Source organism: Agrobacterium tumefaciens (genome assembly GCA_025559845.1).
GTDB lineage: Bacteria > Pseudomonadota > Alphaproteobacteria > Rhizobiales > Rhizobiaceae > Agrobacterium.
This window is the reverse complement of sequence record CP048470.1, coordinates 1,876,630-1,890,399: the sequence shown is the minus strand read 5'-3', so window position 1 is coordinate 1,890,399 and position 13,770 is coordinate 1,876,630. Positions and strand designations below refer to the sequence as shown.

Below are 13,770 nucleotides of genomic sequence, written 5' to 3'. Positions count from 1 at the left end.
TGATTTAGCAGATGACACAACAGTCGGAATTTCTCTGGTATATTCCCAATCAGGTCGTTGCCGGGCATCGCGGTGAGCCTGTGAAACACGACCACAACAGTCTCGAAACCCTGACCAGCCATGCAAAGGCACTTGAAGATCACGGCTGGAAAGGCGCCTTGCTTGGCGCGGGTTGGGGCAGACCCGACACATTTACCGTGGCGGCCGCACTGGCGGCACGAACGAGCACCTTCGAGCCGTTGATCGCCATTCGTCCAGGTTATTGGCGACCGGCCAATCTCGCCTCATCCATCGCCACGCTCGATCACCTCACCAATGGTCGGGTGCGGATCAACATCGTATCGGGTCAAGACAGCATCTCTGCCTATGGCGACCAGGAGGGTGATCAGGCTGAACGTTATGGCAGGACGCAGGAATTCATGCGGCTCGTCCGGCGGCTCTGGACGGAGGAAAATGTCTCGTTCAAGGGGGAACACTACTGGGTCGACAACTCCACCGTCACTCCTCGGGTGACCCAGAAACCGGGACGGTTGACCCCGAAACTTTATTTCGGCGGCGCATCGGCTGCAGCAGAACGCGTGTCGGCCAGCGAGGCGGATATCCAGCTTTTCTGGGGTGAACCACTTGAAGGTATTGCGGCCCGGATCGACCGGCTGAAAGAGCTGAGCAAAACGCAGGATCGCAATCTGCCACCACTTGAATTCGGACTGCGGATTACAACCTTCGTGCGCGATACAACGGAGCAGGCCTGGACCGAAGCGGAAGCGAAGGTCGCCGAGATGGCTAGGGTCGGCAAGAATGACTGGGTGGATGATCGTCGCCCCCAGGCAGTTGGCCAGCAACGTCTTTTCGACCTGCAGAGCAAGGGCGATGTGCTCGACGAAAATCTCTATACAGCACCAGGAAAATTCGGTGGTGGTGGGGCCGGCACAACGTGGCTGGTTGGTTCCCCGACCGACGTTGCGCGGTCTTTGAAGCGCTATCGCGATCTGGGCATCACGCATTTTGTGTTGTCGGATACCCCGTATCTTCGAGAAATTTCCAGACAGGGCAATCAACTCCTGCCCCTGCTGCGTGAATCCGCATGACCGCAGAAATCCATCGGTCCCTGGCAAATTATCCATCGTTCGGCGGCGACACCACAAGTAGCCAACCACCGGTGATTTTGATCATCGGCGGTGGGTACTCGGGTGCGGCGCTGACAATCCGTTTGCTAGAACAATGGCAAAGACCGCTGCGAGTGGTGATAGCCGAACCGCGATCATCAATCGGCCGGGGTCAAGCCTATAGCACCGAAGAAACCGCCCAACTGATGAACGGTCCTGCCGGGAACTTCTCGATCCATCCGCAGGATCTCGGACATCTGGCACGCTGGGTTGCAAACAGCGCACGCGATGACGGCACAGCACTTGCCGATGGTGAGGCGGAAACGTTGTTCATTCCACGCGGCGAGTTCGGGCGTTATGTTGAAGAGGAACTGCGACAGTCAATCGAGCAAGCTGCCTCGGGAATTGAGGTCGAGCATTGGCAATCCGACGTCATCAAGTTGGATCGCCTCGCCTCCGGCGGTTTGAAGGCGCAATTTGCAGACGGTCGAACACTCGATGCAGATATCGCCGTCCTGGCAACCGGCGTTTTTCCACTTCGCCCCGATTCCGTTCTTGGTGCGCTCTCCAATGACTGGCGACTGACCACACCCTGGCAGTCAAAAAATCTTGATCGCCTGAGCAAAGCGCAGGACATTCTGATCGTCGGCGCAAGCCTCAGCATGGTGGATACGGTCGCCAGTCTTGAAGCCCGTGGTTTTCGCGGGCGATACCATGTCATTTCACGGCGTGGCCACCTCATCGAACCGGTCCGCACAGCGGGTGAGACAATTGATATCGTCGATCCTAACGCTCTGCCGCAAACCACGCGAGCGCTTCTGACGCTGGCGATCAAAGCAAGACGCAGGCTTCTGGCAGAGGGTCGAGACTGGCAGGTTATTCCCTTCAGTCTTCGGCCATTCATATTGCCCATGTGGCTGAAAGCGACGACCACGGAACGGCTGCGTTTCGTGCGCCATCTGCGCGCATTGTGGGATGTCACCGCGCATCGCGCCGCGCCGCCGTCTTACGCTGCGGTCGACGCGGCAAGACGCTCTGGAAGATTTTCGGCCCGGGCCGCCCGACTGCTCTCAGCCAACCCTCTCGACGGGCGGCTTCAAGTGATTCTGCGACCACGCAGAAAAACGCAGCCTGAAGTGATCGTGGTCGATGGCATAGTTGATGCACGGGGACATCAGGAACACGACTGGGCTCGTATAACGATACCTCTCGTGAAACACCTTCAGCAAAACGGCCTTGTCCGCCGACACGACACCGGCTTCGGCATCGATGCCACGCCAGATGGTCTCGTGATTGGCCTCGATGGTATCAAACACGGAGATCTTTTCGCGATCGGACATCCATTGCGGGGTGTGGCCTGGGAGTCCAGTTCTCTGACAGAATTACGAGCCCAGGCTCAAACCTTGGCGACCACAATCAAAACCGTGCTCGATCCAACGGAAGATCAAACGCCAAGCCGATTGGCCTCCTGAGGCCATCCAGACAGAACAAGGGCGACACGACGAGAAACTACAGCCGACATGTGTCGGCTAGAGTTTTGTAGTGTCATCAATCGGGGCTCAGGGGTAAGCTGTAGCACCATCCGGCTTGCGGGTAACCTTGCGTTCCCAATGGATGTAATCGTCCTTTTCGAGAACCTTCTCGTCAATTTCGATACCCCAGCCTGGCCGGTCCGGCCGCAGTTCCATGTGGCCATCTACCGGCATGTATGGGTCGAGCGCCCAAGGCGCGTGAACGTGCGGCTTGAATTCGAGCACCTTAAAATTCGGCTGCGCGGCACAAAAATGCACGTTGACTGCCGTCGCTAGCGGCCCCATCGGGTTGTGAGGTGCGACGGTCACATAGTGCGCTTCCGCAATCGCGGCGATGCGACGCATCTCACTGACGCCGCCCACCACGCAGATGTCCGGCTGGATAATATCCGCCCCCCGTGCCGACAGGAGCGACAGGAACTCGAAGCGATTGTAGAGGGATTCTCCCGTGGCAAGCGGCACCGTCACCTTCGATTTCAGTTCGGCCCAAGCCGGAATATGTTCCGGCCGGATCGGCTCTTCGTAGAAGTACGGGTCGTAGGACGCGATCGCCGCAGCAAGCTGCACGGCCTGATAGGGTTCGAAGATCTTTGCATGCGCATCGAACGCAAATTCAAAGTTCGATGGCGTCAACTCGCGAATACGCCCGAACCAGTCACCGGTTTCCTTGACGAGTTCGCCCCACCGGCTGGCGTGCAGGTCGCGTCGATAGGGGCTTAGCTTGAAGGCCGTATAACCATATTCTTCGTGGAGCTGAAGCGTCTGATCACGGGCGTGTTCGGCGTCAGGCGCTGTGTAGACACCGCAGTAGACACGCACACGATCGCGGACATTTCCACCGAGGAGCATGTAGACCGGCAGACCAGCGGCCTTACCGGCGATATCCCACAGAGCATGGTCAATCGCGGAAATGGCCGCAAGGCCAAGCGCACCCGGAGGGAACCGGCACTGCTGATTCAACTTGAGAACGAGAAACTCGACCCGGCGCGGATCTTCACCCTCGATCTGGTGGAAAAGATAGTCGAGCAGCGGCGGCAGGGCCCAGTCTGGTCCGTGATTGTAGCATTCGCCCCAACCACTGATGCCTTCGCTGGTTTCGATCTTGAGCAAGAGACGTGGACGGTCATCCACGCGCTGCATGTATGTCTTGATACCGGTAATACGCATGGTCAGAACTCCGTCACGCAGCACGCGTTTCGGCGCTGATGCGATCAACAACGCCACGCAGGATCGTGCGCTCACCTTCGTTCAAGGCCGTGACACCAGGGACACGCACCGGACCGACATTGTTGCCGAGCATGCCAAGCGCTTCCTTGACGACGGTGACGTTGGCTCCGTTGTTGTACTTCGTTCGGAGAGATTCGAATTCTGCAATGCCATCGATCAGGTTGCGTGCGCCGGCATAATCGCCGTTATCAAGCGCACGGAGAATGGCGTGCGACCGCTCCGGGAAGACGTTGACGAGGCCTGAGGTGAAACCCCGAGCTCCAAGGGCATAGAAGGCAGGCGCCCAGCCTTCGGCCAAACCGCAAACCCAGATTGCTGGTGCGTCCTTTGTGGAGCGGATAACCTCAGCAAGCAGCATGAGGTTCGGCGATGCGAACTTGATGCCGGCGATATTGGGGTGAAGTGCAAGTGAACGGAAATCGGCGACCGAGAAACCGTCGCTACGCACGTAGGCAATGACCGGGACCGTGCAGAAATCGGCAAGCTCAAGGAAATAGCGCGCCTGATAGGAAGGCCCTGCAAATGGGTCCATAGGATGGTGGCCCATGATCGCGTCGGCACCAGCGGCAATCGCATCGTTTGCAAGCGACTTCGCATCAGCCAGCGAGCGCCCCACCGCCGCACTGACAAGAGACTTGCCCGCCGCAGCCTTGATGGTCGTCGCGTGCACAAGCCTGATTTCATCCAATGTCAGGGTGAAGAATTCCCCGGTATTGCCCGCAGCCATGAGGTTATGAACTCGCGCTGCAGCAAGACCCTTGATCAGCGCATCGAGCTTTTCGACATCCACCGCGCCGTCAGCGCGATACGGGGTGACGGGAACACCCGAAATGCCACCGAGTGCTTTTCTGACGATCTCGAGCTTTTCACTCACTTATTTACCCTCTTTGTTTCCGAAAACGATTGAAAGATATGTTTCGCCGGAGCGGACAACGTGGTCACGCATCTGCTTTTCCGCGCCATCGACATCGCCCTCAACGATGGCGGCAGCGATAGCGGCATGTTCCCGCAACGCCTTTTCGCGTTCGGCGGGATCTGAATGGATGATGCGACGGATGCTGGCATCATAAAACTGCTGCCGCTCGATCAGGCGCGCGAGATACTGACAGCGCGACGCCTTGTGGATCTGATCATGAAAGGTTTCGTTGAGCACGATCAATTCATCCGCGTTACCGGACGATGTGGCAGCATCCATCAGCATGACAGTGGCCCTCAACGCGTCCGCAGCCTCAGCCGAAATACGCTTGGCCGCCAGATGACCGATCATGGATTCGAGAGCCGCACGCGCAAGGATCATCTCCTCGGCCCAGCTCATGTTGAAGCGGATGATCACCCCCCGACGCGGCAACGCCTCGACAAGCCCCTCCGCCTCCAGTTGACGCAGGGCTTCCTTGATCGGTGTCGTACTCACTCCGAACTGCTCGGCGAGCTGGCGTTCATTGACTTTTTCATCAGGCGCAAAACGACCGGCAATGATCGCGCCACGCAGGATGCGATGCACATGGTCGCGCATGGTCAGCTGGAGCTGGGGATCGAGCCTTTCGATGGTTCCCACCCCACCGGACAGACTTGGTTGATGAGCCATTGCTGCAAAATCCTGTTGACGTTCAAATCGACTTGTGAGATCTGATATACCAGATTTCAGATCGATGTCGATATGAAAATTGGCATTCGAGGTTGAGGAGCCTCAAGGGAGGAATGAAAATGCTCAGACGTCACTTCATCATGCTTGCCAGTGCTGCTATCGCAGCCGGTGCTCCATTCGCAGCCACTGCGGCAACACCGCGCGACCAGCTTGTCATCGCGACCAACATGTCCTCGATGCGTGGCCTTGATCCGCAGGAGTTAAACCAGCTTGAGGCTGCAGAAGTCGTTGCCAACCTCTATGAGCGGCTGATCGTTCTGCCGGCGGACAAGATTACTGAGCCGCAACCCGGACTTGCCGAAAGCTGGTCTGTCTCCGACGACGGTAAGACGTTCACATTCAAAGTCCGCTCGGGCGTCAAGTTTCATTCAGGCAACGCGCTGACGGCCAAGGATGTCGAGTGGTCTCTACGTCGTCTGGTGAAGCTCGGCCTTGCCCCATCAACCGATCTGCGCCAATGGGGCTTTTCGGCTGACAACGTTGATCAGCTTATCCGCGCAACTGACGACCAGACCGTGGTGATCGAAACGCCAGAAGTCTGGAATTCCGACCTTATCCTTCTGTCGCTGGCAAGCTTTTCAACCTCCATCCTCGACAGCACGTTCCTCGCCGGCAAGGAAAAGAATGGCGACATGGGTCGCGAGTACCTGCAGACTGCCGATGCGGGTTCGGGCCCATATTCGCTGAGAACATGGCGCTCCAACGAAATGCTGATCGCCGAAGCCTTTGCCGACTATTGGCAGGGAGCGCCGGCCATGCGCCGTGTGATCCTGCGCCATCTTCCGGAATCCTCGGCACAGCGCCTGCAGGTCGACGCCGGAGATATGGACATCGCGACGCGACTGTCTTCCACAGATCTTGCCGCACTGGAAGCGGGTGGAAAGGTCGAAATCCAGAAAACACCCGGCTTCGGCTTCTATTATCTGGCGCTCAACCAGAAGGACGAAATTCTTTCCAATCCCAAGGTTCGCGAAGCCTTCCGCTATCTGATCGACTATGACGGCCTGAGCAGCACCGTCATGAAGTACTACGGCATCAAACAGCAGAGCATCATTCCTGCAGGTCTGCCTGGCGCACTCAGTGAAAATCCGTACAAGCTGGATATCGACAAGGCCAAGCAGTTGCTGGCCGAGGCCGGTTATCCGGACGGTTTCTCAAAGGTCTATTATGCAACACCGGTGACGCCTGAATTCGAGGTCGCACAGTCGCTGCAGGCCAATGCGGCAAAGGCCGGCGTCAAGCTTGATCTGCAAGGTGGCGACCACATCGGCAAGTTCCGGGATCGCGCTTTTGAAATCTTCTCGGCCCGCTCTGGTGAACGTCTTCCTGACCCGCATGCAGTGCTCGCATCCTATGCGACCAACAAGAACAACGCTGATGAGGCCAAGTTGACCGGTCTGCTTGCCTGGCGTTCAGCATGGGATGTTCCGAAAGAGATCCAGGACATGGTGACGGCAGCAGCCCACGAGACAGACAAGGCAAAGCGCGCCGATCTCTATACGCTGATCAACAAGGCATATCTCGCAGCTTCTCCCGCCCTGATCACCTCGTTCCAGCGAACCGATGCCAAGGCCGTTCGAAAAGAAGTCAAAGGTTATGTCGGTCACTCCACCTGGCTGACCCGTTGGGACACCGTGACCAAGGGCGAATGATCGCCGCAAGCCAAGGACAAGTAACTTGACCTCCTCCCAAGCGACTACCGTTAGCAGCCCGGACAGCAGCAAATTGCTGTCCGGGTTGCGAAAGATTGCGACTTCCATCGCCGTCATCCTGACAACCCTGCTCGGCCTTCTGGTTATCACCTTCGCGATTGGCCGCCTTGTTCCAGCGGACCCTGTTATCGCTGCCATTGGCGATCAGGCCGATCAGGCCACATACGAACGTGTCTACAAGGAAATGGGCCTGGACCGGCCACTCTACGTCCAGTTCGGCGCCTATCTGAACGACGTCGTACATCTGGAATTCGGACAGTCTCACATCACCAAAAACCCGGTTGCAAGCGATCTAGCCCGTGTCTTTCCGGCGACCATCGAGCTCGCGACTCTGGCAACCTTGATTGGCGCAGGTTTCGGTGTCCCGCTCGGGGTCATTTCCGCAGTTCGTAAGGGAACGTGGGTCGACCATCTTGGCCGTTTCGTCGGTCTGCTCGGCTATTCGACACCAATTTTCTGGCTCGGAACCATCGTCATCCTTGTATTTTATGCGAAATTCGGCCTCATCCCGGGAGGTGGGCGTATCGACATCTACAATGAAGGGTTGGTCGAGGGGCCGACCGGATCGATCCTGCTGGACTCCATTCTCGCCGGTGAATGGCAGGTGTTCTGGAGCGCGCTTCATCACGTCATCGCCCCTGCCCTGATCCTTGGCTATGCGGCCATGGCCTATCTCAGCCGCATGAGCCGTAGCTTCATGCTTGAGCAGCTGCGCCAGGAGTATGTCCTTACGGCGCGCGCAAAGGGTCTCAGTCAGCGTTCGGTCGTCTGGCGTCACGCCTTTCGGAATATTCGTGTCCAACTGCTGACAGTTGTAGCGCTTGCCTATTGCGGCCTACTTGATGGCACGGTGTTGATCGAAACGGTGTTCGCCTGGCCGGGTCTCGGTCAATATCTGACTTCCGCGCTGTTCTTTGCCGACATGAATGCCGTACTCGGCAGTGTGCTGCTGATCGGCATCATTTCCATCGCGATCAATCTCCTTTCGGACATTGTTTATCGCTTCATCGATCCGAGAACACGGTGAACGCCATGACAAAATCTGGCTCCCTTGCCACCCTCCATAACTGGCTCATAAATGAGGATTTCACCTCAACACGTCAGGCCAGACTGCACGGCGTCTATGTCGCCTGGCTGAACCTTCTGGCCAACCCTTTGGCATTCTGCGGTTTTCTTGTCGTACTCGGCCTCGTGATCGTGGCCGCCTTCGCACCGCTTATTGCCACACACGATCCCTATGCACAGGATCTGGCAATTGCGTTGAAACCGATATCCGCCCAGCACTGGTTCGGAACGGATGAGTTCGGTCGCGATGTGTTCTCGCGCTTGGTCTATGGCTCACGCACGACGCTCTACATCAGTATCCTCGTCACCGTCGTCGTTGCACCGATCGGTTTCATCATTGGCGCCACGGCCGGCTATCTCGGTGGTTGGGTCGATGTCGTCCTGATGCGAGTGACCGACATTTTCCTTTCCTTCCCCAGTCTCGTCTTGGCGCTGGCCTTCTCCGCCAGTCTTGGTCCGGGAATTGAGAACGCAGTTATTGCTATCGCCCTGACCGTCTGGCCACCGATTGCGCGTCTCGCGCGCGCCGAAACCTTGACGTTCCGCAATGCTGACTTCGTTGTCGCGGCAGAACTGCAGGGAGCGGGCATGTGGCGCATTCTGTTTCGCCATATCGTTCCGCTCTGCGCTCCGTCGATCATCGTTCGCCTGACGCTCAACATGTCGAGCATCATTCTGACAGCGGCAGGTCTGGGCTTCCTCGGGCTCGGCGCACAGCCGCCCATGGCCGAATGGGGGGCGATGGCAGCATCCGGCCGTCAGTATCTTCTCGATGCCTGGTGGCTGACGACGATCCCGGGCCTCGCAATCTTGACCGTCAGCCTTGCTTTCAACCTGTTGGGCGATGGCCTGCGCGACATTCTGGATCCCCGAAATGGCTAACGCTTCTGATCTTATCCTGTCCGTGAAGAATATGTCGGTGGAATTCCCAACCCTGTCCGGCTCGGTGACCGCCGTCCGCAACGTCTCATTCGACGTCGGGCGGGAAAAAGTCGGCATTATCGGCGAGTCCGGCTCGGGCAAGAGCACCACCGGCCGCGCCATAATGGGTCTTCAGCCTCCCAAGGCGCGAGTGCTTGCAGATCACATGATGTTCGAGGATGTCGATCTTCTGAAGACGACGGAAAAAGAGATGCTGGCCATTCGCGGCAAGCGTATCTCTATGATCCTGCAGGACCCGAAATATTCGCTCAATCCGGTCATGACCATTGGCGACCAGATTGCCGAAACCGTCATCCTCCACGAACGCAAGTCCCGCAAGGAAGCCCGCGAACGCACCCTGGCCATGCTGGAACGTGTTCGTATCCGAGATCCGCAGCGGGTCTATAATCTCTATCCGCACGAGGTTTCCGGCGGCATGGGCCAACGCATCATGATCTCGATGATGTTGATCGCCTCCCCGTCACTGATTATTGCCGACGAACCCACATCCGCGCTCGACGTCACGGTGCGTCAGCAGGTTCTGTCGATCCTCGACGAACTGGTCATCGAGCGAAATATCGGCCTGATCTTCATCTCTCATGATCTCAATCTCGTTCGCAGTTTCTGTGATCGGGTCCTCATCATGTATGCTGGGCGTATCGTCGAAACCATTGCGGCAAAAGATCTGCATAACGCTCAGCACCCCTATACACGCGGACTGCTCAATGCATTGCCGAGCCTTGATCATCCCCACGACCGACTGGAAGTGCTGCGTCGTGATCCGGCGTGGCTGGAGAACAACTGATGTCCATGATCAACATCGAACATCTGGCCGTATCCTACGGCAAGGGCCACCAACAAGTCCGCGTAGTCAACGACGTGTCGTTTTCCGTCGCCAAGGGGGAGGCCTTTGGGCTTGTCGGCGAAAGCGGCTGCGGCAAGTCAACCATTCTTGGTGCTCTTGCCGGCCGCAACAAACAATGGACCGGACGCATTGAAATCGACGGCGAAGCGATCGGCCAACAGCGCTCGCGTGACCAGCTCGCCAAACAGCAGATGGTGTTTCAGGATCCCTTCGGATCGATCCATCCCCGCCATACCATCGGTCGGACGTTGCTCGAACCACTCGAAATTCATGGCAAAGATCAGCGGCAGCAGCGAATTGAAAAGGCGCTTCGTGATGTAGGCCTTCCTCTGAATTTCCGTTACCGATACCCGCATCAGCTTTCCGGTGGTCAGCGCCAGCGCGTGGCCATCGCCCGTGCCTTGATCCTAGAGCCTCGAATCCTGCTCCTCGATGAGCCGACCTCGGCACTCGACGTCTCCATTCAGGCAGAAATCCTCAATCTGCTCAAGGATCTGCGCGAACGTGAAGCCCTGACCTATATCCTCGTCAGCCACGACCTTGCCGTCGTTGCCCATCTTTGCGACCGGGTCGCAGTCATGCAGGATGGCGGCTTTGTTGAGGTCGCAACCAAACGTCAGTTGCTTGAGGGGACGGTCACACATCCATACACCCGGGTCCTCATGGATGGCAGCCGCGGTTACGTCACTGCAAATCAGAGAGCCTAGCGCAGGCACGAACGTTTGCGCCCCACGAGACCGGGGCGTGACCGCACCCCCCTCGCGAACAACTTTGAACGCTCATAACCAATGGCCGACACGTATATTCTCCGCGTCGGCCATTTTGCATTTCACGAGAAATCGCACAGTGCGTTTAGCCGACGTCAATTCGCTGTTCTGTTTTTGCGTCGAAGAGGTGGATGTTCTGTTGCTCGAAGGTGAGCCTAACGGTCTTGTCGGAACCGAGTGATGATCTGCCATTCATGACCACGACGATCTCTGGCGTTGTTGCCGTCGTCACATATGTCATCGCACCCGTGGACTCGATTGCGGCAACGGGAACATCAATTCCAGGTTTATCCGCCGCAACCACGACAAGATGCTCCGGCCGGATGCCGACAAGCAATTCCCGATCCGGCGGCAGGGGCTGACCAACTTCTATGACCTGGGGGCCGGCTAGATCGAGGGTCAGGGATTTTCCGTCCGACGAAGAGCGACCCTGAATAAAATTCATGGCTGGAGAACCAATAAAGCCCGCAACGAAGCGATTGGCCGGCCGGTCGTAAAGATCAAGCGGTCGGCCCTGCTGTTCGATGATACCACTGCGCATGACAACCACATGGTCGGCCATCGTCATCGCCTCAACCTGATCATGCGTAACGTAGACGGATGTCGCGCCGAGTCTGTCGTGAAGAGCCCTGATTTCCTTTCGCATGTGAACACGCAAGGCGGCATCCAGATTGGAAAGCGGCTCATCGAAAAGGAAAGCCTTGGGATGGCGAATGATCGCCCGGCTCATTGCTACACGCTGACGCTGACCGCCCGAAAGTTCTCGTGGATAGCGATGAAGAAGGTTTGTGAGGCCGGTGATTGCAGCCACCTCCTCCGCCGCCTTCTTGGCTTCCGCCTTTTTGACACCCTTGATCTTCAGGCTGTAGGTCAGGTTCTGCTCCACCGTCATATGCGGGTAGAGCGCGTAAGACTGAAAAACCATCGCAAGGTCGCGTTTTCGCGGAGGGACACCGTTCATACGCTCGCCGGCGATGACCAGATCGCCGCTTGAGATGGTTTCAAGCCCGGCCAGAGAACGCAAAAGCGTTGACTTTCCACATCCCGATGGCCCGACAAGCGCAACGAAGGCGCCTTTCTTGATCGAAAGGTCGATATCCCTGAGGGCGTGATAGGCTCCGTAATATTTGTTGACGCCGCTAAGTTCAATTTGATGGGTCATTTAAGAGCTCCCGATGTAAGGCCGGAGACGATGCGCCGCTGCAAGAGCACGAAGATCGCAAGGATAGGCGTCACATACATTGTGGCGTAGGCCATGATGTTGTTCCATTCGCTGGTGTTCGGTCCCATGAAGGAGTTGAGACCGACACTGGCAGGCTGCAGGCTGACGTCCTGGATCATCGACTTGGAATAGACGAACTCACCAAAGGCCTGCATGAAGATGAGGATCGCACTGACCAGAATGCCGTTGCGGGCAAGCGGCAAAACGATATTGAAAAACGCGCCGATGCGAGAGTTGCCGTCAACCAGCGCCGCTTCCTCCAGCTCCATCGGTACGGCCATGAATGTCGCCCTGACAAGGACCACAAAGAACGGCATGCTTTTCGCGGCAATCGCCAGGATGACGGCAAGACGCGGATAATCGAGCAGGCCAACCTGCGTAAAACCAACGAAGATTGGTGTCACCATCAGAGAGGCTGGCAGAACCTGCAACATAAGGATCAGAAAAAGGCCGGCATCGATCCAGACGTTCCGATAACGCGCCAGCACATAGGCACAGCCAGTCCCAAGAAGGGTGATCAGCGCGACCGAGCCAAAGGCGATAACGGTGGAATTCCACAGGTAACGCCCCATGTTGCGACTTTCCCAGACATAGCCGAACGTTCCCCACTGTGCCGAAGACGGCCAGAAGCTGGGAGGATTGGCAAACATCTCGGAGCCGCTCTTGATGGCCGTGATGTACATCCAGTAGAGGGGGAACAGGTAGATCGCCGCCATGACAAGGGCGATCGCCAGCATCAGACGGTTACGGGAAGTTTCACTCATCCGCGCACCTCATGTCGTGTCGAGCGCACATAGACCGCAGCAGCAAACATCACGAACACTGTCATGATGACCGAAATCGTCGCCCCCCTGCCGAAGTCATACTGGCGGAAAGACAGATCCCAGGCCCAATATTGCGCAACGTTGGAAGAATTGTTCGGTCCACCGTCCGTGATTGCGGCGAACAGATCGAATTGCTGAAGGGTGAAGATCAAGCCGAGCGAGACGATCGCGCCAATGGTCGAACGCATCATGGGCAATGTTATTGTCCAGAATCTCTGCCATGCATTGGCGCCATCCATTTCGGCTGCCTCATAGAGGTCGCCGGGAATGGCGGAAAGACCGACTGACAGCAAGATCATATTGAAGGATGTTCCAAGCCAGATGTTGGCGATAACGACAGCCCAAAGCGAGAAGTTGGGATCAGAACGCCAGAAGATATTGCCGTCGATCAAGCCGCTTTCACGCAGGAAGAAATTCAGGACGCCAAAGTCACCGGACAATATCCAGTTCCAGATAGCCCCGACAACGAGGCCAGGCATCACCCAGGATACGAGAAACAGTCCACGCAGCCAGCTGGAGCCGGGAAAGCTCGTCCAGAAGAACAGTGCGAGACCGAAACCGATAATGAACTGCCCCGCAATCGACCCAACCACGAAGATCAGCGTATTGGTGAGGATTGGCAGCGTTTCAGGTTGCTGGAAGAGCGCAATATAGTTGTCAAAACCGACAAATGGCCGGATGAAGCTGCCGAGGCTGAACATATCAACCTCCTGAAAGCTCATCAGGATATTATAGATCAAGGGCAGTCCAGCCAGCGCGAACAGGAAGGCGAAGGGCACCCCGACAAGCATCATGTCGAAGCCGCGGCCGTCGCTGATACTGGAGAGTAGTCGTCTCATCAAAACCTCTTTTCATCGTTCGAAACCACCCGGCACCTTAGTGCC

The 13,770-nt window shown here is 57.1% G+C and carries 13 protein-coding genes; 7 read left to right on the top strand and 6 right to left on the bottom strand.

The window, feature by feature from the left end; genetic code table 11:
- Window positions 1-11: 11 nt before the first annotated feature.
- Window positions 12-1,088 carry an LLM class flavin-dependent oxidoreductase gene (locus FY156_25030; protein UXS04716.1) on the top strand — a complete coding sequence of 359 codons (1,077 nt, stop codon included), beginning with the start codon at window positions 12-14 and terminating at the stop codon, window positions 1,086-1,088.
- Window positions 1,085-2,578, top strand: a complete 1,494-nt coding sequence (locus FY156_25025; GenBank protein ID UXS04715.1) for an FAD-dependent oxidoreductase — start codon at window positions 1,085-1,087, stop codon at window positions 2,576-2,578. Before FY156_25030 ends, FY156_25025 begins: the two co-directional genes overlap by 4 nt.
- A gap of 87 nt (window positions 2,579-2,665) precedes the next feature.
- Here FY156_25025 and FY156_25020 read toward each other — a convergent pair whose 3' ends face one another.
- Genes FY156_25020 through FY156_25010 form a run of 3 tightly spaced genes read right to left on the bottom strand, consistent with a single transcriptional unit; the run spans window position 2,666 to window position 5,450 of the window.
- The gene (locus FY156_25020; protein ID UXS04714.1) at window positions 2,666-3,805 is read right to left on the bottom strand and encodes a mandelate racemase/muconate lactonizing enzyme family protein; all 1,140 of its coding nucleotides are present in this window, start codon (window positions 3,803-3,805) and stop codon (window positions 2,666-2,668) included.
- Between the two features lie 13 nt (window positions 3,806-3,818).
- Entirely contained in the window at window positions 3,819-4,739 is a 921-nt protein-coding gene (locus FY156_25015; GenBank protein UXS04713.1) for a dihydrodipicolinate synthase family protein, read from the bottom strand.
- Window positions 4,740-5,450 carry a GntR family transcriptional regulator gene (locus FY156_25010; protein ID UXS04712.1) on the bottom strand — a complete coding sequence of 237 codons (711 nt, stop codon included), beginning with the start codon at window positions 5,448-5,450 and terminating at the stop codon, window positions 4,740-4,742.
- 119 nt (window positions 5,451-5,569) lie between these two features.
- On the opposite strand from FY156_25010, the gene FY156_25005 reads away from it, so the two are divergent.
- Genes FY156_25005 through FY156_24985 form a run of 5 tightly spaced genes read left to right on the top strand, consistent with a single transcriptional unit; the run spans window position 5,570 to window position 10,780 of the window.
- The gene (locus tag FY156_25005) at window positions 5,570-7,162 is read left to right on the top strand and encodes an ABC transporter substrate-binding protein (protein UXS04711.1); all 1,593 of its coding nucleotides are present in this window, start codon (window positions 5,570-5,572) and stop codon (window positions 7,160-7,162) included.
- Between the two features lie 25 nt (window positions 7,163-7,187).
- Window positions 7,188-8,249, top strand: coding sequence for an ABC transporter permease (locus FY156_25000; GenBank protein UXS04710.1), 1,062 nt, complete (start codon window positions 7,188-7,190; stop codon window positions 8,247-8,249).
- 5 nt (window positions 8,250-8,254) lie between these two features.
- Window positions 8,255-9,169, top strand: a complete 915-nt coding sequence (locus tag FY156_24995) for an ABC transporter permease (GenBank protein UXS04709.1) — start codon at window positions 8,255-8,257, stop codon at window positions 9,167-9,169.
- A complete protein-coding gene (locus tag FY156_24990; GenBank protein UXS04708.1) occupies window positions 9,162-10,013 on the top strand; it encodes an ABC transporter ATP-binding protein in 852 nt (283 codons plus the stop codon). The genes FY156_24995 and FY156_24990 overlap by 8 nt, the downstream gene beginning before the upstream one ends.
- Entirely contained in the window at window positions 10,013-10,780 is a 768-nt protein-coding gene (locus tag FY156_24985; GenBank protein UXS04707.1) for an ABC transporter ATP-binding protein, read from the top strand. Before FY156_24990 ends, FY156_24985 begins: the two co-directional genes overlap by 1 nt.
- Before the next feature lie 145 nt (window positions 10,781-10,925).
- Here the strand turns inward: FY156_24985 and ugpC are convergent, their stop codons facing one another.
- Genes ugpC through FY156_24970 form a run of 3 tightly spaced genes read right to left on the bottom strand, consistent with a single transcriptional unit; the run spans window position 10,926 to window position 13,725 of the window.
- On the bottom strand, window positions 10,926-12,002 hold the full coding sequence (gene ugpC / locus FY156_24980) for a sn-glycerol-3-phosphate ABC transporter ATP-binding protein UgpC (GenBank protein ID UXS04706.1): 1,077 nt from the start codon (window positions 12,000-12,002) through the stop codon (window positions 10,926-10,928).
- Window positions 11,999-12,826: a carbohydrate ABC transporter permease gene (locus FY156_24975; GenBank protein UXS04705.1), complete on the bottom strand. Its 828-nt coding sequence runs from the start codon at window positions 12,824-12,826 to the stop codon at window positions 11,999-12,001. The genes ugpC and FY156_24975 overlap by 4 nt, the downstream gene beginning before the upstream one ends.
- Entirely contained in the window at window positions 12,823-13,725 is a 903-nt protein-coding gene (locus FY156_24970; protein UXS04704.1) for a sugar ABC transporter permease, read from the bottom strand. The genes FY156_24975 and FY156_24970 overlap by 4 nt, the downstream gene beginning before the upstream one ends.
- Window positions 13,726-13,770 lie beyond the last annotated feature (45 nt).

Bases quoted from the DNA above. Each gene is read 5' to 3' on its own strand.
- FY156_25030 (UXS04716.1), top strand. From the start codon at position 12: ATGACACAACAGTCGGAATTTCTCTGGTATATTCCCAATCAGGTCGTT.
- ugpC (UXS04706.1), bottom strand. From the start codon at position 12,002: ATGACCCATCAAATTGAACTTAGCGGCGTCAACAAATATTACGGAGCC.
- FY156_24990 (UXS04708.1), top strand. From the start codon at position 9,162: ATGGCTAACGCTTCTGATCTTATCCTGTCCGTGAAGAATATGTCGGTG.
- FY156_24970 (UXS04704.1), bottom strand. From the start codon at position 13,725: ATGAGACGACTACTCTCCAGTATCAGCGACGGCCGCGGCTTCGACATG.
- FY156_25025 (UXS04715.1), top strand. From the start codon at position 1,085: ATGACCGCAGAAATCCATCGGTCCCTGGCAAATTATCCATCGTTCGGC.
- FY156_24975 (UXS04705.1), bottom strand. From the start codon at position 12,826: ATGAGTGAAACTTCCCGTAACCGTCTGATGCTGGCGATCGCCCTTGTC.
- FY156_25010 (UXS04712.1), bottom strand. From the start codon at position 5,450: ATGGCTCATCAACCAAGTCTGTCCGGTGGGGTGGGAACCATCGAAAGG.
- FY156_24995 (UXS04709.1), top strand. From the start codon at position 8,255: ATGACAAAATCTGGCTCCCTTGCCACCCTCCATAACTGGCTCATAAAT.
- FY156_25005 (UXS04711.1), top strand. From the start codon at position 5,570: ATGCTCAGACGTCACTTCATCATGCTTGCCAGTGCTGCTATCGCAGCC.
- FY156_24985 (UXS04707.1), top strand. From the start codon at position 10,013: ATGTCCATGATCAACATCGAACATCTGGCCGTATCCTACGGCAAGGGC.
- FY156_25020 (UXS04714.1), bottom strand. From the start codon at position 3,805: ATGCGTATTACCGGTATCAAGACATACATGCAGCGCGTGGATGACCGT.